This is a genomic window from Streptomyces sp. NBC_00433 (assembly GCA_036015235.1).
GTDB lineage: Bacteria > Actinomycetota > Actinomycetes > Streptomycetales > Streptomycetaceae > Actinacidiphila.
Genome location: CP107926.1, coordinates 2,788,861 through 2,809,980 on the forward strand (window position 1 = coordinate 2,788,861; position 21,120 = coordinate 2,809,980).

General features: G+C 72.1%; 16 protein-coding genes. 4 read left to right on the plus strand and 12 right to left on the minus strand.

Going from position 1 to position 21,120, the window contains the following annotated elements:
• Positions 1–228: 228 nt before the first annotated feature.
• On the minus strand, positions 229–1,641 hold the full coding sequence (gene proS / locus OG900_11520) for a proline--tRNA ligase (GenBank protein WUH90661.1): 1,413 nt from the start codon (positions 1,639–1,641) through the stop codon (positions 229–231).
• Between the two features lie 195 nt (positions 1,642–1,836).
• Between proS and OG900_11525 the strand changes: the two genes are divergently transcribed.
• Together OG900_11525 and OG900_11530 are read left to right on the plus strand one after the other, a co-directional pair.
• The gene (locus tag OG900_11525; protein ID WUH90662.1) at positions 1,837–2,679 is read left to right on the plus strand and encodes an SAM-dependent methyltransferase; all 843 of its coding nucleotides are present in this window, start codon (positions 1,837–1,839) and stop codon (positions 2,677–2,679) included.
• Between the two features lie 58 nt (positions 2,680–2,737).
• Positions 2,738–3,241, plus strand: a complete 504-nt coding sequence (locus OG900_11530) for a DUF402 domain-containing protein (GenBank protein ID WUH90663.1) — start codon at positions 2,738–2,740, stop codon at positions 3,239–3,241.
• Positions 3,242–3,272: 31 nt separating this feature from the next.
• Here OG900_11530 and OG900_11535 read toward each other — a convergent pair whose 3' ends face one another.
• The 6 genes from OG900_11535 to OG900_11560 all read right to left on the minus strand — a co-directional run bounded on the left by OG900_11535 (position 3,273) and on the right by OG900_11560 (position 11,331).
• Complete coding sequence (locus OG900_11535; GenBank protein ID WUH90664.1) at positions 3,273–3,788, minus strand: GNAT family N-acetyltransferase; 516 nt, start codon at positions 3,786–3,788, stop codon at positions 3,273–3,275.
• A 36-nt stretch (positions 3,789–3,824) separates the two neighbouring features.
• On the minus strand, positions 3,825–5,387 hold the full coding sequence (gene ffh / locus OG900_11540) for a signal recognition particle protein (GenBank protein WUH90665.1): 1,563 nt from the start codon (positions 5,385–5,387) through the stop codon (positions 3,825–3,827).
• A 127-nt stretch (positions 5,388–5,514) separates the two neighbouring features.
• Positions 5,515–7,944, minus strand: coding sequence for a [protein-PII] uridylyltransferase (locus OG900_11545; protein ID WUH90666.1), 2,430 nt, complete (start codon positions 7,942–7,944; stop codon positions 5,515–5,517).
• Between the two features lie 28 nt (positions 7,945–7,972).
• Positions 7,973–8,311: a P-II family nitrogen regulator gene (locus tag OG900_11550; protein WUH90667.1), complete on the minus strand. Its 339-nt coding sequence runs from the start codon at positions 8,309–8,311 to the stop codon at positions 7,973–7,975.
• A complete protein-coding gene (locus OG900_11555; protein ID WUH90668.1) occupies positions 8,308–9,639 on the minus strand; it encodes an ammonium transporter in 1,332 nt (443 codons plus the stop codon). The genes OG900_11550 and OG900_11555 overlap by 4 nt, the downstream gene beginning before the upstream one ends.
• Before the next feature lie 234 nt (positions 9,640–9,873).
• Positions 9,874–11,331, minus strand: coding sequence for a hypothetical protein (locus OG900_11560; protein ID WUH90669.1), 1,458 nt, complete (start codon positions 11,329–11,331; stop codon positions 9,874–9,876).
• 351 nt (positions 11,332–11,682) lie between these two features.
• On the opposite strand from OG900_11560, the gene OG900_11565 reads away from it, so the two are divergent.
• A complete protein-coding gene (locus tag OG900_11565; protein WUH90670.1) occupies positions 11,683–12,405 on the plus strand; it encodes a bifunctional DNA primase/polymerase in 723 nt (240 codons plus the stop codon).
• 133 nt (positions 12,406–12,538) lie between these two features.
• Here OG900_11565 and ftsY read toward each other — a convergent pair whose 3' ends face one another.
• The 5 genes from ftsY to OG900_11590 form a co-directional block, all read right to left on the minus strand.
• Positions 12,539–13,744, minus strand: a complete 1,206-nt coding sequence (ftsY, locus tag OG900_11570; GenBank protein ID WUH90671.1) for a signal recognition particle-docking protein FtsY — start codon at positions 13,742–13,744, stop codon at positions 12,539–12,541.
• Positions 13,745–13,863: 119 nt separating this feature from the next.
• A complete protein-coding gene (locus OG900_11575) occupies positions 13,864–15,279 on the minus strand; it encodes a sugar porter family MFS transporter (protein WUH90672.1) in 1,416 nt (471 codons plus the stop codon).
• 94 nt (positions 15,280–15,373) lie between these two features.
• The gene (gene smc, locus OG900_11580) at positions 15,374–19,030 is read right to left on the minus strand and encodes a chromosome segregation protein SMC (protein ID WUH90673.1); all 3,657 of its coding nucleotides are present in this window, start codon (positions 19,028–19,030) and stop codon (positions 15,374–15,376) included.
• Between the two features lie 222 nt (positions 19,031–19,252).
• Positions 19,253–19,453 carry a hypothetical protein gene (locus tag OG900_11585; GenBank protein WUH90674.1) on the minus strand — a complete coding sequence of 67 codons (201 nt, stop codon included), beginning with the start codon at positions 19,451–19,453 and terminating at the stop codon, positions 19,253–19,255.
• A 365-nt stretch (positions 19,454–19,818) separates the two neighbouring features.
• Entirely contained in the window at positions 19,819–20,100 is a 282-nt protein-coding gene (locus tag OG900_11590; protein WUH90675.1) for an acylphosphatase, read from the minus strand.
• A gap of 138 nt (positions 20,101–20,238) precedes the next feature.
• On the opposite strand from OG900_11590, the gene OG900_11595 reads away from it, so the two are divergent.
• Complete coding sequence (locus tag OG900_11595) at positions 20,239–21,111, plus strand: CAP domain-containing protein (protein WUH90676.1); 873 nt, start codon at positions 20,239–20,241, stop codon at positions 21,109–21,111.
• Positions 21,112–21,120 lie beyond the last annotated feature (9 nt).

Consider the following 21,120-nt stretch of genomic DNA (forward strand, 5'->3'; position numbering starts at 1 on the left):
AGCCGGGCGCTCCCGGTGTTCCGATTCCGGGCCAGCCCAATTAATTTGCACTGATCGGTCAGTTCCGGATGATGCGCATTGGATGGGCCTGGATGGGCGTGGATGGGCATGACGCAGGGCGGGTGCGGAGGACAGTGGAGAACCCGCGCACCCGCCCCATCGCTGGACGAACCACGTATTACGTACATCGGTTTTCGGTCAGCGGACGCCGCGGGCGTCCGCGGGCGGTCAGTACGCCCGTGCGACGATCGCGAGCGTGCCGGGAGCGTCGTCCGAGTCCGGCACCCCGCCGTCCTTCGTGACCAGGCAGCGCACCGAAACGCCCTGCTGGGCGAGCTCCTCCTCGCCCACCGGGCCGAGGTCGGCCCACGGGATGCGGGCCCAGCCGGTCGCGGCGGCCGCGACGGCCTCCTCGATGGTCGAGACGTCCACAGTGCGGGATTCCCGGCGCTCGCGGGACTCCCGCAGCAGCTGCGCCTGGTCCTCCTCCAGCACCGCGGGCAGCAGCTCGGCGAGGCCGTCCAGCGCGACCGGCGTCTTGCCGCCGGGGATGCGCCGCGCCAGCATCGCGGTGCCCGCCTCCAGGTCGCGCGGGCCCACCTCGACCCGCACGGGCACGCCCTTCAGCTCCCAGTCGACCGCGCGGCGGCCGAAGGGGGTGTCGGTGCGGTCGTCGACCACGACCCGCAGGCCCGCGGCCTTGAGCCGGTCGCCGATCTCCCGGACCTTGGCCACGACCTCGTCGTCGCCCTTGATCGCCAGCACCACGACCTGCACATGGGCCAGCCGCGGCGGCACCCGCAGCCCGTTGTCGTCGCCGTGCATCATCACCAGGGCGCCGATCATGCGGGTGGTGCTGCCCCAGGAGGTCTGCCAGACGTGCTCCTGGGCACCGTCCTTGGACAGGTACTGCGTGTTGAAGGCCTTCGCGAAATTCTGGCCCAGCTCGTGGCTGGTGCCCAGCTGCAGCGCCTTGCCGTCGCCCATCATGCCTTCGAGGGTGAGGGTGTTGATCGCCCCTGCGAAGCGCTCCTTGACCGTCTTGCGGCCCAGCACGACGTCCATCGCCAGCACGTTGGTCATGAAGTCGGCGTAGACCTCGCGCTGGATCCGCGAGGCGTAGTCGCGCGCGTCCTCGTAGCTGGCGTGCGCGGTGTGGCCCTCCTGCCAGAGGAATTCGGTGGTGCGCAGGAACAGCCGGGGGCGCAGCTCCCACCGCACCACGTTCGCCCACTGGTTGATCAGCAGCGGCAGGTCGCGGTAGCTCTGCACCCACTTGGAGAAATACTCATTGATGATCGTCTCCGAGGTGGGGCGCACCACGATCGGCTCTTCGAGCTCCTTGCCGCCCGCGTGCGTGACGACCGCCAGCTCCGGCGCGAAGCCCTCGACGTGCTCGGCCTCCCGGGTCAGGTAGGACTGCGGGATGAAGAGGGGGAAGTACGCGTTCTGCGCACCGGCCTCCTTGATCCGCAGGTCCATGTCCTGCTGCATCCGCTCCCACAGGCCGTAGCCGTACGGCCGGATGACCATGGTGCCGCGGACCGGGCCGTTGTCGGCCAGCTCTGCTTTGTTGATCAGGTCCTGGTACCAGCGCGGGAAGTCGTCCGCCTGGGGGGTGAGAACGGGAGCCTTTGCCATGCAGGCGATGGTACGTGCCGAGGCGGCCGCAGCGTGAATCGATAACGCCCGCGGGACCGGCCGCGGAACGGATGAAAAACAGCTCCCCAGGCCCCTGGACGGCACGGGCAAACAGCAGTTGTCTGGCTCTCGGGGACGAAAGCGGCACACCTTCCCACGGGGGCACACAGCGAGGCGTGGCTGATTGGGGCTTCGATGGCACCTACCCTCTATCGCGGATCCAGGCCGGCGACGGCGCACCAGGGCCGGGCACGGGACTGGGCCGAGATCCAGGAACGCATGCTCGTACCGCTCTACGACACCGTGCACGACCGGCTCGACGTCGGCCCCGGCACCCGGCTCCTCGCCCTCAACTGCGGTTCGGGCCTCGCCCTGCTGCTCGCCGCGGCCCGGGGCGCGGCCGTCACCGGATACGACGCCGACCCCGAGCGGCTGCGTCTTGCCGCGGAAAGGGTCGCAGTACGCCGAAGGCCCGGCACATTACCGCGCGGAGCGCCCACGCACCCCGCCGCGGCCTCCCTGCGCGCCGGCGCACCCGGAAAGTCCGACCTGCGCGACGGCGGCTACGGCGTGGTCACCGCCCTCGACCCGGCCACACCCGCCGGTGCCCTGCGCCCGGCGCTGTCCGCCGTCGCCGCCGGGGCCCGCCCGGGCAGCGCGGTGGTGCTGGCCGGCTGGGGGCCGCCGGAGCGCTGCTCGGCCGCCCGGGTGCTGAAGGTCGCCGCCCGGCTCGCCGAGCCCCGCGTCCCGGCCGGGCCCGCGCCGCGGCTCAGCGGCCGGGACGACCTGGAGGACCTGGCCAGGGACGCCGGGCTGCGGCCCGACGGCTCGGGGCGGGTGTCCTGCCCGTTCGGCTACCAGGACAAGGCCAGCGCCGTCAGGGGCCTGCTGTCGACCGGCCTCTTCGACGCGGCGGTGGCCGCCACCGACCAGCAGCAGGTGGAGAAGGAGGTCGCCGAGGCCCTGCACCCCTACCGGCGCCCCGACGGCACCGTCCGGATGGAGAACGTCTTCCGCTACCTCGTCGCCCGCGTCTGACTCCGCCAGGCCGAGAAACCCGGTGGCCGCCGGGCATGGCATCGGCAAGGGTGAGGGCATGCCCACCACTCCGCTGCCGCCCGGCGCCCCGGCGTCCGTACGCCTGGTCAAGGCCGGGCGCGAGAAGGTCTCCTACCCCGCCACCGTGGTCGCCGACGACGGCGTCCGCGTGACCGTGACCGCGCCCTGGTCGCTGCCGCACGTCCGCGACTTCGGCTTCGTCCGCTTCGAGCCCGGCGACCTGTTCACCGAGCACTACTGGCGCGACCGGTGGTACGCGGTCAAGGAGGTGCGCGACGCCCGCGGTGTGCCCAAGGGCTGGTATTGCGACATCGCCCGCCCGGTCGCCGTCGCGGACGGGGTGCTCACCTCGGAGGACCTGGACCTCGACTTGTGGGTGTCGGCCGACGGCACCGAGGTGCTGCGGCTGGACGAGGACGAATTCGCCGCGAGCGGCCTCGCGGTGCGCGACCCGGACGCGGCCGGGCGCGCGGTGCGCGCGCTGGACGAACTGGAGGCGCTGGCCCGCCGCGACGGCGGGCTGGCACCGCTGCTCGGCTGAACCGCGGGGCGGGGGCCCGGCCCCTGCCCCGTCACAGGCCGGGCCATTCCTCCACGGTCAGGGCGAAGCGCTCGTGGTCGCGCCAGGCGTCGTTGATGTACAGCATCCGCGGCGAGAAGCCCTCGTGCCGGAAACCGAGCCGCTTGGCCATGGCCACCGACCTGATGTTGTCCGGCTGGACGCTGATCTCCAGCCGGTGCAGGCCGAGGCCCCCCGGCTCGGCGCTGAAGCAGCGGTCCACCACCAGGCGCAGACCCTCGCTCATCCGCCCGGTCCCGTTGTAGGGCACGTAACTGTCGTAGCCGAGCGCGCCGTTGCGGAAGCGGGACATCACGATGTTGGCGACATTGCACTTGCCGACGATGCCGCCGTCCTCGTCGTTGACGATCAGGAAGGTCCGCAGTCCCTCACCCTGCCGGCGCAGCAACTCCGGCAGGCCGTCCGGCTCCACCGGATTCCACGGAGCGAGGTGCTCGACGGAGCGCAGCACCGCGCTGCGGTGCGCCTCGGCGTCACTGGACATGGGTTCTCTGATCGATACACGCATGGACCCATCATCCCCGGACGCCGGAAGGCACCCGCATCAGCCCATGAACTTCTTGAACTCGTCGGGCAGTTCGAAGTCCTGGCCGCCGGCAGGCAGCCCGAAGGGGCTGTCGCCGCCCTCGCCGGGCCCCTGGCTCTGCTGCTCCTCCCGGCGGGCGGCCGCCGCGGCGGCGTCGGCCTTGCGCTTCATCGGGTTGCCGCTCTGCCGCTTGCCCTTGGCCTGCTTCTGCTGCTTCTTCTGCCGGCCGGCACCGCCGCCCATGCCCGGCATCCCCGGCATCCCCGGCATGCCGCCGCCCTGCGCCATCCGCGACATCATCTTGCGCGCCTCGAAGAACCGCTCCACCAGGCTCTTGACCGCGCTGACCTCGACACCGGAGCCCTTGGCGATACGGGCCCTGCGCGAGCCGTTGATCAGGTGCGGGTCGGCGCGCTCGCCCGGCGTCATGGACTTGATGATCGCGGCGGTGCGGTCGACGTCCTTCTCGTCCAGGTTGTTGATCTGGTCCTTGATCTGGCCCATGCCCGGCAGCATGCCGAGCAGCTTGGAGATCGAGCCCATCTTGCGGACCTGCTCCATCTGGGCCAGGAAGTCGTCCAGCGTGAATTCCTTGGGACCCTTCGCCAGCTTGGCCGCCATCTTCTCGGCCTCGGCCTGGCTGAAGGTCTGCTCGGCCTTCTCGATCAGCGACAGCATGTCGCCCATACCCAGGATGCGGGACGCCATCCGGTCCGGGTGGAACGCGTCGAAGTCGTCGAGCTTCTCGCCGTTCGACGCGAACATGATCTGCTTGCCGGTCACGTGCGCGATCGACAGGGCCGCGCCGCCACGGGCGTCGCCGTCGAGCTTGGAGAGCACCACGCCGTCGAAGCCGACGCCGTCGCGGAAGGCCTCCGCGGTGTTGACCGCGTCCTGGCCGATCATCGCGTCGACGACGAAGAGGATCTCGTCGGGGTCGGTCGCGTCGCGGATGTCCGCGGCCTGCCGCATCAGCTCCTGGTCGACGCCGAGGCGGCCCGCGGTGTCGACGATCACGATGTCGTACTGCCGGGACTTGGCGAAGTCGATGGAGTCCTTGGCGACCTTGACCGGGTCGCCGACGCCGTTGCCAGGCTCGGGCGCGTAGACCGCGACGCCGGCGCGCTCGGCGACGACGCTGAGCTGGTTGACGGCGTTGGGACGCTGGAGGTCGCAGGCGACCAGCAGCGGGGTGTGGCCCTGGCCCTGCAGCCACTTGCCGAGCTTGCCCGCCAGCGTGGTCTTGCCGGCGCCCTGGAGGCCCGCCAGCATGATCACGGTCGGCGGCTGCTTGGCGAAGCGCAGCCGGCGGGTCTCGCCGCCCAGGATGGTGACCAGCTCGTCATTGACGATCTTGATGACCTGCTGCGCGGGATTCAGCGCCTGCGAGACCTCGGCGCCCGAGGCGCGCTGCTTGACGTTGGCGATGAAGGCACGAACGGCGGGCAGCGCGACGTCCGCTTCGAGGAGCGCGATCCGGATCTCGCGCGCGGTGGCGTCGATGTCCGCCTCGGACAGACGGCCGCGCCCCCGGAGGGTCTTGAAGGTATTCGCGAGGCGATCAGACAGAGTGTCGAACACGGTGGTCGCAGATCCTCGGGGTCGGGAGTGGAAACGTCGCCTCCCAGAGTATCCGTCCGGACAGAAAGCTGTTCTTCCCAGCCCGAAGCTGTCCCTGCCCGCCGGAAGGCAGCGGGCAGGGACAGCTTCAGCGCAGCGCCGCCTCCACCTGGCGGGCCACCTCGGCCGCTCGCGGCGGCGGGAGCACCTTGCCGTCCTTGCCGACGACGTAGAAGGCGTCGACCGCGTTGGAGCCCAGGGTGGAGATGCGGGCCGAGCGTACGGTCACGCCGGTCGCGGTCAGGGCCAGGCCGATGCGGTGCAGCAGGCCCGGGGCGTCATGGGCGCGCACCTCGATCACGGTGGCGGTCTGCGAGGTGTGGCCCGGGGCGACGGTGACCCGGGGTGGCGGCGGGGTGACGCCGCGCCGCCTGGGGTAGGCGGCCTCGCGCTCGGCGAGCCTGGACTCGATGTCGAGGGTGCCCTCGAAGGCCCGCGCCAGGTCGGCCCGCAGCCTCGCGGTCTCGGGCAGCGCGCCGTATTCCGCCGAGACCCGCCAGCTGAGCAGGGCGACCGGGCCCTCGCCGATCGGGTCGACGGCCCGCAGGTCGGCGGCTCTGACGCCGAGCCGGTGCAGCGCGAGCACCCCGGCGGCCTGGGCGAGCAGCCCGGGGCGGTCCGGGACGGCGAGCAGCAGCTCCACGCCCAGCGCCTCGTCCAGGGCCTCGCCCTCGCCGTCGGGCTCGGCGTGGGCGTGCAGGGCCAGCACGGGGCCGTGGGTGCGGGCGGCCTCGATGGCGAGCCGCTCCTCCTCCGCGGTGGAGTCGCGGTCGGCGGCCTCGGGCAGCGCACCGGTGTCCAGCGCCCCCGCGACCCGGTCGACCAGGTCGGCCAGCAGCGAGGCCCGCCAGGTGCTCCAGGCGGCAGGGCCGGTGGCCAGGGCGTCGGCCTCGGTGAGCGCTGCCAGCAGCTCCAGCGTGGAGGTGTCCCGTACGGTGCCGGCGACCGCGCGTACGGTCTCCGGGTCGTCCAGGTCGCGCCGGGTCGCGGTGTCGATCAGCAGCAGGTGGTGGCGTACGAGCAGCGCCAGCGTGTCGGCGTCGGCGCTGTTGAAGCCGATCCTGGTGGCGACATCGCGGGCGATGACCTCGCCGGCCTCGCTGTGGTCGCCCGGCCAGCCCTTGCCGATGTCGTGCAGCAGGGCCGCGGTCAGCAGCAGGTCGGGGCGGCCGACCCGGCGGGTCAGGCCCGCGGCCTGCACAGCGGTCTCGACCAGGTGCCGGTCGACGGTGAAGCGGTGCACGGCATTGCGCTGCGGTCGGCAGCGGACCCGCTCCCAGTCCGGCAGCAGCCGGGTGATCAGTCCCTCGGCCTCCAGCGCCTCCCAGACCTGCACGGTGGACTCGCCGGCGCCGAGCAGCGTGACCAGCTGCTCACGGGCCTCGGCGGGCCAGGGTTCCGGCAGCGGGCGGGCGGCCGCGGCCAGCCTGCGCACCGCGTGCAGCGAGAGCGGCAGGCCCGCCTGCGCGGCGGCGGCTGCGGCCCGCAGCGGCAGCACGGGGTCGCGGTCGGGCTTGGCGGCCAGCGCCAGCACCGCCTCGCCCTCCTGCTCCACGACGCCGTCCGCCAGCGGTACGCGCTCGGGTGTGTTGCCGGCCGGGGTGCTCCTGCTGCGGCCGAGCAGCCGGCGGCGGGGCCGGGAGTCGCGGGCCCGCAGCACCCGGGCGACCTCGCGCCAGGTGACGTCGGAGGCGTAGGAGATCCGCCGGGCGGCCTCGTAGACCTGGCGCAGCAGGGTGTCGGCGTCCAGCAGGCCGAGGGCGGCGGCGACCTGGTCCTGCTCCTGGAGCGCGAGCCGGTCGGTGGCCCGCCCGGTGACCAGGTGCAGGGCGTCGCGGGCGTCGAGCAGCCTCGTACGGGCCTCCTCCAGGCCCTCGCGGGGCGCGTCGGCCAGCCAGGACGCGGCGACGGCCCGCAGCGCGGTGGCGTCCCGCAGGCCGCCACGGGCCTCCTTGAGGTCGGGTTCGAGCAGGTAGGACAGCTCTCCCTGGCGCTCCGCGCGCTCCTGGCACAGTTCGAGCAGCGCGGGCAGCCGCTTGGGCGCCTGGTTGCGCCAGTCGGCCAGCACGGCGGTGCGCAGGGTGGAGCTGAGTGCGGTGTCGCCCGCGAGGTGGCGGGCGTCGAGCAGGCCGAGCTGGACCTTGAGGTCGTCGGCGGCCGTCTTGCGTGCCTCGTCGGGGGTGCGCACCGAGTGGTCGAGGGCGAGGCCCAGGTCCCACACCGGATACCAGAGCCGGTCGGCGAGGGCGCCGACGGATTTCTCCGAGTCGTGCAGCAGCACCAGGTCCAGGTCGCTGCGCGGGGACAGCTCGCCGCGGCCGTAGCCGCCGACGGCGATCAGTGCCCAGCCGCCGGTCCCGGTGGCCTCGGCGGCGTCGGCCGCCAGGCCCGCGAGCCAGCGGTCGGTGAGTGCGGCCAGGGCCGCGCGGCGCGGCGGCCCGGACCGCGCCTCCTCGTTGAGGAGGCGCAGCCGGGCCGCCGCGTAACTGTCGTCCTGCGCTTCGACGCTGTCGCTCACTCGTTCTCCAGCGCTGGGGGTTCGGGTGTCAGAGCGCGTCGGGTCCGCGCTCGCCGGTACGGACCCGGACGGCCGTGTCGACCGGGATGCTCCACACCTTGCCGTCTCCGATCTTGCCGGTTCTGGCCGCTTTCACCACGACTTCGATGAGCTGGTCGGCGTCCGAGTCCTCGACCAGGACCTCTATCCGGATCTTCGGCACCAGGTCGACGGTGTACTCGGCGCCGCGGTAGACCTCGGTGTGGCCGCGCTGTCTGCCGTAGCCGCTGGCCTCGGTCACGGTCAGGCCGTGCACGCCGAACGCCTGCAGGGCTTCCTTGATCTCGTCCAGGCGGTGTGGCTTCACGACCGCGGTGATGAGCTTCACGCGTCCACCTTCTTGCTCGTCTCGTTCCCGACACCCGCGGGTGCGGCCGCGTGTCCCGTGCTGCCGATGCCGGCGAAGTCGTACGCGGTCTCCGCGTGCTCGGCCTGGTCGATGCCGCTGATCTCGATCTCCTCGGGGACCCGGAAGCCCATCACCATGTCGATGGCCTTGGCGAGGATCGCGGAGACGACCAGGGAGTAGCCCAGGACGGAGAAGACACCGATGGCCTGGATGCCGAACTGGTGCCAGCCGCCGCCGTAGAAGACGCCCTTGACGTCCTGGCCGACGCCGCCGGTGGCCAGGAAGCCGATCAGCAGCGAGCCGACGATGCCGCCGACCATGTGGACGCCGACGACGTCGAGCGAGTCGTCGTAGTTGAAGCGGTACTTCAGGCCGACCGCGGCGGCGCAGATCACACCGGCGATGACGCCGACCGCGATGGCGCCCAGCGGGCTCACCGAGGCGCAGGACGGGGTGATGGCGACCAGACCGGCGACCGCGCCGGACGCGGCACCCAGGGTGGTGAAGGAGCCGTGCCTGACCCGCTCGTAGAGCAGCCAGCCGATCATGGCGGCGGCGGTGGCGATCTGGGTGTTGATGAAGACCGTGGACGCGACACCGTCGGCGGTGATCTCGGAGCCGGCGTTGAAGCCGAACCAGCCGAACCACAGCAGACCGGCGCCGAGCATGACCCACGGCATGCTGTGCGGGCGCATGGGGTCGCGCTTGAAGCCGACCCGCTTGCCGATCACCAGGATCACACCGAGGGCGGCCGCGCCCGCGTTGATGTGGACCGCGGTACCGCCGGCGAAGTCGATGACGCCCTTCTTCATCAGCCAGCCGCCGCCCCACACCCAGTGGGCCACGGGGAAGTAGACCACCGTCGCCCACAGGGCGATGAAGACCGACCAGGCAACGAACTTGACGCGGTCGGCGAGTGCGCCGCTGATCAGCGCGGGGGTGATGATGGCGAACATCAGCTGGAAGGCGGCGAAGGCGAATATCGGCGTACCGGTGGCCCCCCACAGGTCATCGGGAGCGATGTCGCGCAGGCCGAGCCAGTTGGTGCCGCCGATGAATCCACCGTGGTCGCTGTCGAAGGCGAAGCTGAATCCGTAGCCCGTCCACAGCAGGGTGATGATCCCCAGGCTGATGAAGCTCATCATCAGCATGTTCAGGGCGCTTTTCACCCGGACCATGCCGCCGTAGAAGAACGCCAGCCCCGGTGTCATCAGCATCACCAGCGCGGAGCTCAGAAGCAGAAACGCGGTATTGCCGGAGTCGAGCTTGGGCGCATCTGCGGCCAGTGTGAAGATGGCTGGTGCCATCGGCGTCTCCTCTTCGTCCGAACGGCCCGGGCGGGGCGGTGCAGGGTGGGCCGGTTTTCGCCATGAGATTGGCTGAGCCGGGTTTCCGCCGATGCCGCAAGGTGTTTCGCCGCCGTGACGAAGAAGTCGGGTGTGTTACGTGGAGATGAACCGTCCCCCGGTTCGGTGAAAGATGTATACGGGTGGGGTAAGAGATCGCCGGGGGTCGTGCACTTCACTGCCCGCGGCCGTACGTCAGGCGGTCTCTGCGACCTCGTGCAGTTCGGCGGAGAGGCGCTCCGCGAGCGTGACGACGGCAGGCACATCGCCGAAGTCGCGGACCGCGGTGTCGGTGGTTTTGCGGATACGGGTGTTCACCCGCTCCGACCGTACCCTTTTGGCGACCGTCAGCGCCTGATCGGTGAAATGCGCCGCCTGTTCGGGTTCGCGCTGGAGCAGGTGGACGCTGGCCAGGCCCACCAGGTTCAGCGCATAGGCGCGCTGGTGGACGCCGTCGTTGCTGAATCCCTCCACGGCCTTCTCCATCACCGGGTGGGCGAGCGAGGCGTAGGCCGGACTGCGGCCCGCGACATAGGCCAGGTCGCGGTAGGAGTGGGCATTCTCGGCGTGCAGCTCGGCCAGGTTGAAGAAGCTGATCCAGCTCGGGTCCTCGTCGGGGCGGGACTCGATGAAGGTGTCCTCGGCGGCCCGGACGGCCCGGTGGCACTTGTTGACCTGGCCCATGTTGGCATATGCCCGCGCTTCCAGGGCGTGCAGCATGGCCTGGGTGGTGGCACTCGCCGAATCGCGGCTGCCGTACTGCGCCAGATGGATGAGCTCCAGCGCGTCGTCGGGCCGGTCGAGGTGGATCATCTGGCGGCTCATCGAGGACAGGATGAAGGCGCCCAGCGGGCGGTCGCCGGCCTCCTTGGCCGCGTGCAGCGCGAGCACCAGGTACTTCTGGGCGGTGGGCTGCAGGCCTATGTCGTAGCTCATCCAGCCGGCCAGTGCGGCGAGGTCGGCGGTGACGCGGTAGAGGCGGCGGCCGACGGTCTCGGTGTGCGACTCCTGCAGCAGGTCGGTGACCTCGTGCAGCTGGCCGACCACCGCCTTGCGGCGCAGGCCGCCGCCGCACTGGTTGTCCCACATGCGGAACATCTCGGCGGTGGACTCCAGCAGCTGCAGCTCCTGCTCGGAGAGCCGCGACGGCCGCCCGCCGCCGTCGCGGGGCATGGGCACCAGGGCCTGGAGGCCGGCCGGGGAGGTGGGCACCAGCCAGCGCTGCATGGGCTCGATCAGCGCGGGCCCCGCGGACAGCGCCAGGGAGCCGCCGAGGAAGCCGCGGCGGCCGAGCATCAGGTCGCTGCGGGAGAACTCGCTGATCAGCTCGACGGTCTGCGGGCCGGCCCAGGGCAGGTCCACGTCACCGCCGGCCTGCGGCTGGTGCGCGGAGCGCAGGCCCAGGTCCTCGACCGGGACGACGCAGCCGAAGCGCTCGGAGAACAGCTCGGACAGGATGCGTGGTATCGGTTCGCGCGGCTGCTCGCCGTCCAGCCAGCGGCGCACCCGCGAGGTGTCGGTGCTGACGTGGTGCGCGCCGAGCTGGCGCGCCCTGCGGTTGACCTGCCGGGCCAGCTCGCCCTTGGACCATCCGCTGCGCACGAACCACGAACTCAGCTGCGCGTTGGGCTGCCTCTCTGCTGCGCCGCCCACGGTCAAGCCCCCATCCCGGTCTCGCTCGACCCGTCGACCCAGTGATTACCAGGGCAGGTCGGGTCCTGTCCGCCGGTTGCCGAAAGTGACGGCGGCCGGGCCGGTGGCCATGGACCGGACGATGGTGCCTGCGGCACATGCACAGGATGCGAACGGTTCACTGCCATGAACTCATGAACTGAAAGTAGTCCCACTCTCACTCGTCCGGCGACCACGTGTGGGGAAACGCCACCATTCGCCACCCCTTCGAATGAACTCGGCCGCGACTCCAGGCGATTCACTTGACACATGCCGGTCGCACGAGCAGGGACGGGCGCGTAACCATCGCGGCGGGGATCCGTTGGAGGTGTCATGGTGTTCACGATCGGCAGCATGCGGGAGTCGCGGCAGCAGCGGAACGGCGTACGGGAGGTCTCCAGAGCGGTGGCACGACCCGGTGCGCGGACCGGCGTGCGCCGGCGGACGCACGCCGAGGTGTGCACCACTGTCGGTGACTACGCCTGGCGGTGCGGCTGGGCGGTGGTGCCGGGGGCGCGGGTCGCCCGCGGCGGCGGGCCCTGCTCCTGCGGGGACGCCGGCTGCGGGGAGCCGGGCGCGCATCCGCTCCCCTTCGCCGACGAGATCCCGGCCGGCGCCGCACCGGACGGCGCCGCGCAGGCGTGGGCGCGGGTGCCGGGCGCGGCGGTGCTGCTGCCCGCGGGGCGGTCCTTCGACGTCATCGAGGTCGCCGAGGCCCCCGGCCGGCGGGCGCTGGTGCGGCTGGAGCGGATGGGGCTGCGGCTCGGTCCCGTACTGCTGACGCCGGCGGGGCGCGCGCAGTTCTTCGTCGCGCCGGGCGCGGCCGCCGAGCTGCCGCATCTGCTCTACCGGATGGGCTGGGACGACGCGGAGCTGGACCTGCGCTGCCTGGGCCCCGGCGACCATGTCACCGCTCCCCCGTCGGACCTCGGCGGCCTCGGCCCGGTGCGCTGGCTGCGCGAGCCGCTGCCTGACAGCGCCCCGCAGGTCCCGGAGGCCAGGCTGCTGCTGGGCACTCTGGCGTTCGTCTGCCACCGGGACCGGGCGTACGCCTGAGGCGGCGCGTGCGCGGAGAGCCGCGCCCGCCGCAAGGGCGGCGTACGTGTGAGGCGGCGTCCATGGCGACGCCTCCGTATGTGTAAGGGGCGCCCGTCAGGACGGGCGCCCCTTACGTACGTGTCGCGAGCGGCTAGTCGCCGATCAGCGCGTCCACGAAGGCCTCGGGCTCGAAAGGCGCCAGGTCGTCGGCGCCCTCGCCCAGGCCGACCAGCTTGACCGGGACGCCCAGCTCGCGCTGGACGGCGATCACGATGCCGCCCTTGGCGGTGCCGTCGAGCTTGGTCAGCACGATGCCGGTGATGTCCACCACCTCGGCGAAGACCCGCGCCTGGATCAGGCCGTTCTGACCGGTGGTGGCGTCCAGGACCAGCAGCACCTCGTCCACCGGGCCGTGCTTCTCGACGACCCGCTTGACCTTGCCCAGCTCGTCCATCAGGCCGGTCTTGGTGTGCAGCCGCCCCGCGGTGTCGATCAGGACGGTGTCGGCGCCCTCGGCGATGCCCTCCTTGACGGCGTCGAAGGCGACCGACGCCGGGTCGCCGCCCTCAGGGCCGCGTACCGTACGCGCGCCGACCCGCTCGCCCCAGGTCTGCAGCTGGTCGGCCGCGGCGGCGCGGAAGGTGTCGGCGGCGCCGAGGACGACGCTGCGGCCGTCGGCCACCAGCACCCGGGCGAGCTTGCCCGTGGTGGTGGTCTTGCCGGTGCCGTTGACCCCGACGACCAGCACGACCGCGGGGGACTCCTCGTGGCTCTCGGTGTGCAGCACCCGGTCGAGGCCGGGGTCGACCAGGGTGAGCAGCTCCTCCTTGAGCAGGGCGCGCAGCTCTGCGGGGGTCCTGGTGCCGAGCACCCGCACCCGGGTGCGCAGCCGCTCGACGAGCTCCTGGGTCGGGGTCACACCGACGTCGGCGGTGATGAGGATGTCCTCGACCTCCTCCCAGGTGTCGTCGTCCAGGCGCTCCCTGGACAGCAGCGTCAGCAGGCCCTTGCCCAGCGTGTTCTGCGAGCGGGACAGCCGGGAGCGCAGCCGGACCAGCCGGCCCGCGGACGGTTCCGGCTGCTCGACGGCCGGCGGGAGCTCCACCTCCTCCAGGGCCTCGGGCGCTGCGGTCGCCCCCGGCAGGGGCACCTCTTCGACGGTCCTGCGGGGTTCCTCCCGCGGGGCCTCGGCCTCGTCCCCGACATGCGGTTCCGCGGGGGGCGCGGTGACCTTCGGGGGGCTCGGCGGCGCGGTCGGCGGCAGCTGCTTCTTCTTGCGGCGGCTGCCCACCACCAGTCCACCGGCCCCGAGGATCACGACCAGGGCGATGACTACGACAAGGATGACGATTTCCATAACCCCCCCAGTATCGGGTACGCGCGCCGCCGGACCGGCCCGATGCCCCAGGACCGCTCCCGCGTGCCTGCCGGACACCGCCGGCCGGGCGGGACGCGCGGGACGCGCGGGACAAGGGTCTAGCCCATCTCCTCCAGGCTCTTGCCCTTCGTCTCCTTCACGAAGATCAGCACGAAGGGGATGGAGAGCACCGCGAAGCAGGTGTAGATGACGTAGGTGCCCGACAGGTTCCAGTCGGCCAGTGTCGGGAAGCTCGCGGTGATCGCCCAGTTGGCGATCCACTGGGCGGAGGCGGCCACGCCGAGGGCGGCGGCGCGGATCCTGTTCGGGAACATCTCGCCGAGGAAGACCCACACCACGACGCCCCAGGACAGGGCGAAGAAGAGCACGAAGACATGGCCGGCGACCAGGGCGACGGTGCCCTGGGTGTGCGGCAGGGTGGAGCCGCTCTTGGAGGAGAAGGCCCACGCTTCGAGGGCGAGCGAGACGGCCATGCCGCTCGAACCGATCAGCGCCAGCGGGCGGCGGCCGATCCGGTCCACGAAGACCATCGCGATGGCCGTACCGATGATGTTCACGATGGAGGTGGTGAAGGAGTAGAGGAACGAGCTGCTCGGGTTGATGCCGACGGACTGCCACAGGGTCGCTGAGTAGTAGAAGGCGACGTTGATGCCGACCAGCTGCTGGAAGACCGACAGGCCGATGCCCACCCAGACGATGGGCAGGAAACTGAAGCGCGAGGCGAGCAGGTCGGAGAAGACCGACTTGTGCTCGCGGCGCATCGCGGTCCGGATCTCGTCCACCCGCCCGTCGAGGTCGGCGGACTCGCCCTCGACGTCGGCGAGCACGGCCCTGGCGTCCGCGGTCCTGCCGACGGAGAGCAGGAAGCGCGGCGACTCGGGGATGGTGAAGGACAGCAGCCCGTAGACCACCGCGGGGATGACCATCACGCCGAGCATGAGCTGCCAGGCCTCCAAGCCGATGATCTTGCCGCGCTGGTCGCCGTTCGCGCCCTGCAGGATGCCGTAGTTCACCAGCTGCGACACGGCGATGCCGAGCACGATCGCGGCCTGCTGGAAGGAGGCGAGCCGGCCGCGGACGGCGGGCGGCGAGACCTCGGCGATGTAGGCCGGGCCGATGACCGACGCCATGCCGATGGCGAAGCCGCCGATGATGCGCCAGAGGGCCAGGTCCCACAGGGCGAAGGGCAGGGCGGAGCCGACCGCGCTGATGGTGAAGATCACCGAGGCGATCCGCATGCAGCTGATCCGGCCGATCCGGTCGGCTATCCGCCCCGCGGTGGCGGCGCCGATGGCGCTGCCGATCAGGGCGATCGCGATGACCTGGGCGAGCGTGGCCGAGCCGATGTCGTACTTGTCGCGGATCGCCTCGACGGCGCCGTTGATGACGGAGCTGTCGTAGCCGAAGAGGAAGCCGCCCATGGCCGCGGCGGCGGTGATGAAGATGACATGGCCGAGGTGTTCCGGCAGTGGTGCCCGGTCGCCTGTCCCGGAGTCGTGTGCAGTGGTCGTCACATCGGCACCTCGTACCCGGCTTCCGGCCCTCCATGGGGGCTGGATCTCCAGGAGTCCCGGCCGGCTCGGAGCCCGCCACCACTCGGAGGGGCCGTCAGGCGGTACGTTGCCGGCCGTTGCGCAGCCGCTGGCTGATCACCTTGGACACGCCGTCGCCCTGCATCGACACCCCGTAGAGGGCGTCGGCGACCTCCATCGTCCGCTTCTGGTGGGTGATGACGATGAGCTGGGAGCTCTCCTGCAGCTCCTCCATGATCCGGATCAGCCGCTGCAGGTTGGTGTCGTCGAGCGCGGCCTCGACCTCGTCCATCACGTAGAAGGGGCTCGGCCGGGCCTTGAAGATCGACACCAGCATCGCGACCGCGGTCAGCGAGCGCTCGCCGCCGGACAGCAGCGACAGCCGCTTGACCTTCTTGCCCGGCGGCCTGGCCTCGACGTCGACCCCGGTGGTGAGCATGTTGTCGGGGTCGGTGAGCAGCAGCCGCCCCTCGCCGCCGGGGAAGAGCCGGGAGAAGACGCCCTCGAACTCGCGGGCGGTGTCGTGGAAGGCGGCGGTGAAGACCTGCTCGACCCGCTCGTCCACGTCCTTGATCACCTGGAGCAGGTCGGCCCTGGTCCTGCGCAGGTCCTCCAGCTGCTCGGTGAGGAATTTGTGCCGCTCCTCCAGGGCCGCGAATTCCTCCAGGGCCAGCGGGTTGACCTTGCCGAGCTGGGCATAGGACTTCTCGGCCGCCTTGAGCCGCCTCTCCTGCTCGGGGCGCGCATAGGGGCGCGGCATGTTGCGCGGGTCCTGGGGGTCCTCGGGCAGCGTCTCGCCCTCGGCCGGCAGCGACGGCGGTACGAGCTGGTCGGGGCCGTACTCGGCGACCAGGCCCGCCGGCTCCATGCCGTGCTCCTCCAGCGCCTTGGCCTCCAGCTGCTCGATCCGCAGCCGCTTCTCCGCGCCGAGCACCTCCCCCTTGTGGACGTCGCCGGTGAGCCGGTCCAGCTCGCTCTTCAACTCCCGGCCGCGGCGGCGCTCCTGGCCCAGCTCCGCCTCGCGCTCCGCCCTGGCCTGCTCGGCGGCCACCCTTTCGGCCTCGGCCCTGGACAGCGACACCTGGACGCAGTCGAGCAGCCCGCGGGCCCCGTCCCGCACCGCGGCGGCGACCGACGCCTCGTAGGCCAGCCGCAGCCTGCGCCGCTCGGCCCTGGTCCTGGTCTCGCGCTCGGCGCGGGCGGCCCGGTCCAGGCCGTCCGCGCGGCCCGCCAGGCCCTTGACCCGCTCCTCGTGCGTACGCAGCTGGAGCCGCGCCTCCATCTCGGTCTGCCGGGCGTTGGCGCCGTCGGCGGCGAGCCGGTCGCGCACCGAGGTGTCTGGCTCCTCCTCGCCCGGCTCCTCCTGGGCCTCGCTGAGCCGGTAGGACAGCTCCTCGAACTCCTCGCGGGCCGCGGCGAGCGACTCCTGGCTGCGGCCGACCGCTGTGGCGGCCCGGTCCGCCTCGCCCGCCGCGGCGCGGGCCTGGCCGCCGAGCCGGCCGAGCTGCTGGGCGACCGACGACTTGGCCTTCTCGGCGGCCCTGCGCCGCTGCCCCAGCTCGTCGACCGCCCTGGCCGCGGCGGACCGCCGCTCCTTGGCCTCCTGCTGGCGGTCCGCCAGCTGGGCGCACTGCTCTTCGAGCCGGGCCAGGTCCGCGGTCGCCTCGTCCACCTGGGCCTGCACTTCGAGCAGGCTCGGCGCCTTGGCGCTGCCGCCGACGGCGGTGTGCGCGGCCAGCAGGTCGCCCTCCGCGGTCACCGCGGTCAGCTCGGGCCGCGCGGTGACCAGGACCTCGGCGTCCTCCAGCGACTCCACCACGACGACGCCCCGCAGCAGCAGCCCCACCGCGGGCGCCAGCTCGTCGGTGGCGCTCACCAGGTCGGCGGCATAGCGGGCACCGCCGGGCAGCCGGGCCTCCCCCCGCTCCCCCGTGCCGCTGTACGAGTCCGTGCCGCCGTACGTTCCCGCGCCGGTCCGTGGCCCGGCCTCCGGCGCCCCTCCGAGCAGCAGCGCCGCGCGTCCCGCGTCCTCCTTGCGCAGCAGCCGCAGCGCCTCCGCGGCGGCCGGCAGGCCGCTGACCGCGACACCGTCGGCGGCGGCGCCCAGCGCGGCGGCGACCGGGATCTCGTAACCCAGGGCGACCCTCAGCAGCGTGGCGGCCGGCCCGAGGACTCCGGCGAGCGGGCCGCCCGCGGCCGTACCGTTCCCGCCGCCGGACAGCAGCGCGCCGCTGCCGTCCTTGCGGCGCAGCGCCGGGGCCAGCGCGTCGCGGCGGGCGGCGACCGCGGCCCGGCTGCGCTCGGCGGCGGTCGCGGCCTCGCGGGCGGCGGTGAAGTCCTCGTCGGCGGCGGCCTGGTCGGCGCGGGCCGCCTCGAAGCGGGCCTCCAGCTCGGAGTCGTCGGCGTCGAGGCCCTCGACCTCGGCGCGCAGCTCCTCGTATTCGGCCTGGGCCGACTCGGCGCGGTCGCGGGCCTCGTCGCGGGCGGCGGCGAGCCGGCCGATCTCGGCCTCGGCGGAGGCGGCCTTGGAGCGGGCCGCGTTGACCTGGCCGTTGAGGCGGGCCAGGCCCTCGCGGCGGTCGGCGATGGCGCGGGCGGCGGTGCGCAGCCTGCCCTCCTCGTCGGCGAGCCGCCGCTCCAGCTCCGCGCGGTGGTCGACGGTGTCGTCCAGCGCGCGCTGCGCCGCGTCCAGGGCCTCGGTCAGCTCGGCCTCCTGCTCGCGGATGCGGGCGGCCTCGCGCTCCATGTCCTCGGGGTCGCGGCCGCGCCGCTCCTCGGCGGGCTGGCTGGTGGCATGGCGGTGGCGCTGCTCTGCCAGGCCGACGGTGCCGCGGACCCGTTCGGTCAGCTGGGACAGGGCGTACCAGGTGGCCTGCGCCTCGTTGACCCGCGGGGTCAGGTCGCGCACCTGCTCCTCCAGGCGGGCCTCGCGGCGGACGGCGTCGGCCAGTTCCGTCTCGACGGCCTCCTTGCGCTCCTTGAGCGCGGCCTCGTCCGCGACCTCGGCGCTCAGCGCCTCGCGCAGGGTGACCAGGTCGTCGGCGAGCAGGCGCAGCCGGGCGTCGCGCAGGTCGGCCTGGATGACGGCGGCCCTGCGCGCGACCTGGGCCTGCCGGCCGAGCGGTTTGAGCTGGCGGCGCAGCTCACCGGTGAGGTCGGTGACGCGGGCGAGGTTGGCCTGCATCGCGTCCAGCTTCCGCAGCGCCTTCTCCTTGCGCTTGCGGTGCTTCAGGACGCCGGCCGCCTCCTCGATGAAGGCGCGGCGGCCCATCGGGTCGGCGTGCAGCACCGAGTCCAGCTGGCCCTGGCCGACGATGACGTGCATCTCGCGGCCGATGCCGGAGTCGGACAGCAGTTCCTGGATGTCGAGCAGCCGGCAGGTGTCGCCGTTGATCTGGTATTCGCTGCCGCCGTTGCGGAACATGATCCGCGTGATGGTGACCTCGGCGTACTCGATGGGCAGCACGCCGTCGCTGTTGTCGATCGTCAGCGACACCTCGGCGCGCCCCAGCGGGGGCCGCCCGGTGGTGCCGGCGAAGATGACGTCCTCCATCTTGCCGCCGCGCAGCGACTTGGCGCCCTGCTCGCCCATGACCCAGGACAGCGCGTCGACCACATTGGACTTGCCTGATCCGTTGGGGCCGACGACACAGGTGATTCCGGGTTCGAAGCGCAGCGTCGTCGCCGAGGCGAAGGACTTGAAGCCGCGCAGCGTGAGGCTCTTGAGATGCACGCCCGCCGACTCTACTAGCCGCCTGCGGTTTCACCAGGGAATGTGCAGGGCACATCAGACGGTAAGGAGCGGCGCAGGGCCGGTCTTGAGGGGGAGGGTGCCACGACGAAGGGACGCCGAAGCGTCCCTTGCGGTTTCTGCAGTTGCCGTGATGTCAGCCTGTGAGCTGCTGCACAGTCTCAGGCGGTGTCGTGCACACCGGATCAGGCGGGGGACGCCGGATCAGGCGAGTACGGGCTCCGCGTGAGCCACGTCGATGCTGAGCAGCGACTCTTCGTGCGACGCGACAGTCAGCGCGTCGTTCTGGGCCTGCATCCGGATCAGCTCGGATTCCAGGTCCTGAACACGCTGCTGCAGCCTTCGCATCTCGGCGAGGAGTCGCGGGTCGGGACCGCCGACGTAACCGAGAAGCGCCTTTGCCATGATGGATGGTCCTCCACGCTGAGTGACCGACCGAAAGCGGTTTGGGTCGTGGGTGAGGGGTACGCACCCGCGCAGGGTGTATGCCGTGACCGCCGCTGAACAATCCTTGGAGCCACGATGCGCGGGGCTTCCAGCGTCTCACCAAATAAGGGGACGGTCAACACGATCACAGCCCAGTCGTCGGGTGCGCCTCAGAAAACACGGCGCAAAGGCGCCGCGGGCCGCCCGCGTGGCGTCGAGATCATTCTCGATGGGGGCAGCCTGACACGACATCCGCCGTATGGCAACCGGTCGTGCCCATCGGATCGCAAAACCTCGGCCACCCCGGTGACGCGCCTCCCCGGCCGCCGAATCGCCGGATCGGGTCAGCGGATCTCGAAGCCGTCGTATCCGCCGCGCGGCACCGACCAGATTTCGGTGACACCCTCCGCACGGCCGGGCGTGTCGCCGTGTCGCAGCCAGTCGAGCAGCCGCTCACACTGGGAACGGTCACCCTCGGCGACGACCTGCACACGCCCGTCGCCCAGGTTGCCCGCGTAGCCGGACAGGCCGCCGATCTCCAGCGCGGTGGCCCTGGTCCACCACCGGAAACCGACACCCTGCACCCGGCCCCGCACCCAGGCGGTGAGCCGGACATTTTCGTTCATGCGGGGAGGTTATCCGGTCGGCCGTACACCGGTTGCGACCGGAGCACGGCGCCGACGGTCACGATTCGCTACAGTCGCCCCGCAGCAGGACTTCACTCGAACGGGTGAAGCACCGTGAAGCATTGAGGAGCGCACCCGATGGGCCGACACAGCCGTCAGGCGCAGCCCGCCGCGTCGCAGCCCGGCCCGCCGCACAGCCACCGCGGCCGCCGCAAGCACCACCCGGTACGCACCGGGCTGCTGACCACGTCCGCGGTGATGGCGGTCGGCGCGGTCGCCGCGTCGTCCGGGCTGCTGTCCGCGGTGACCGGCGGCCTGACCTACGACGGCGGCGGCAAGGGCAGCACCCAGGCCGACGCCCCGACCGGATCGGTGCGGGCCGGCAGCGACGAGCCGTCGCCGCAGGGCAGCACGGACGACGCGATCCCCGGTTCGAGCAGCAGCCCGTCCCCCTCGCGTACGGCCGCGCCGTCCGCGACCACGCCCTCGGTCCGCGCCGGTTCCGCCACACCGGCCGCCACCAAGCCGTCGGCGACGGCTTCCGCGACGCCGACCCGTACGCTGCTCGCGCCCACCACCCCGGTCCACACACCGACCACCAAGGCGCCGGCCACGACGCCGAGCAGCGACACGCTGACCACCGCCAGGGCGGCCATACTGTCGCTGGTCAACAAGGAGCGGGCCACCGCCGGGTGCAAGCCGCTGACCGCCAGCTCCTCCCTGGACGGCCTGGCCCAGGCCTTCAGCGACGACATGGCCGCCCGCGGCTTCTTCGACCACACCGACCCGGACGGCCACACCCCCTGGGACCGCGCCAAGGCCCGCGGCATAACCAACCTCGGCGGCGAGAACATAGCCCGCGGCCAGGCCGACGCCGAAGCGGTGATGACGGCCTGGATGAACAGCCCCGGCCACCGGGCGAACATCCTCAACTGCGACTACACGACTCTCGGCGTCGGCATCCACTTCGGCACCGGCGGCCCGTGGTGGACGCAGGACTTCGGCTTCTGAGGACGCTCA

What these genes read in the sequence shown, in the direction of transcription:
- proS (WUH90661.1), bottom strand. Translation starts at nt 1,641, where the DNA reads ATGGCAAAGGCTCCCGTTCTCACCCCCCAGGCGGACGACTTCCCGCGC.
- OG900_11525 (WUH90662.1), top strand. Translation starts at nt 1,837, where the DNA reads ATGGCACCTACCCTCTATCGCGGATCCAGGCCGGCGACGGCGCACCAG.
- OG900_11530 (WUH90663.1), top strand. Translation starts at nt 2,738, where the DNA reads ATGCCCACCACTCCGCTGCCGCCCGGCGCCCCGGCGTCCGTACGCCTG.
- OG900_11535 (WUH90664.1), bottom strand. Translation starts at nt 3,788, where the DNA reads ATGCGTGTATCGATCAGAGAACCCATGTCCAGTGACGCCGAGGCGCAC.
- OG900_11555 (WUH90668.1), bottom strand. Translation starts at nt 9,639, where the DNA reads ATGGCACCAGCCATCTTCACACTGGCCGCAGATGCGCCCAAGCTCGAC.
- OG900_11565 (WUH90670.1), top strand. Translation starts at nt 11,683, where the DNA reads ATGGTGTTCACGATCGGCAGCATGCGGGAGTCGCGGCAGCAGCGGAAC.
- ftsY (WUH90671.1), bottom strand. Translation starts at nt 13,744, where the DNA reads ATGGAAATCGTCATCCTTGTCGTAGTCATCGCCCTGGTCGTGATCCTC.
- OG900_11585 (WUH90674.1), bottom strand. Translation starts at nt 19,453, where the DNA reads ATGGCAAAGGCGCTTCTCGGTTACGTCGGCGGTCCCGACCCGCGACTC.
- OG900_11590 (WUH90675.1), bottom strand. Translation starts at nt 20,100, where the DNA reads ATGAACGAAAATGTCCGGCTCACCGCCTGGGTGCGGGGCCGGGTGCAG.
- OG900_11595 (WUH90676.1), top strand. Translation starts at nt 20,239, where the DNA reads ATGGGCCGACACAGCCGTCAGGCGCAGCCCGCCGCGTCGCAGCCCGGC.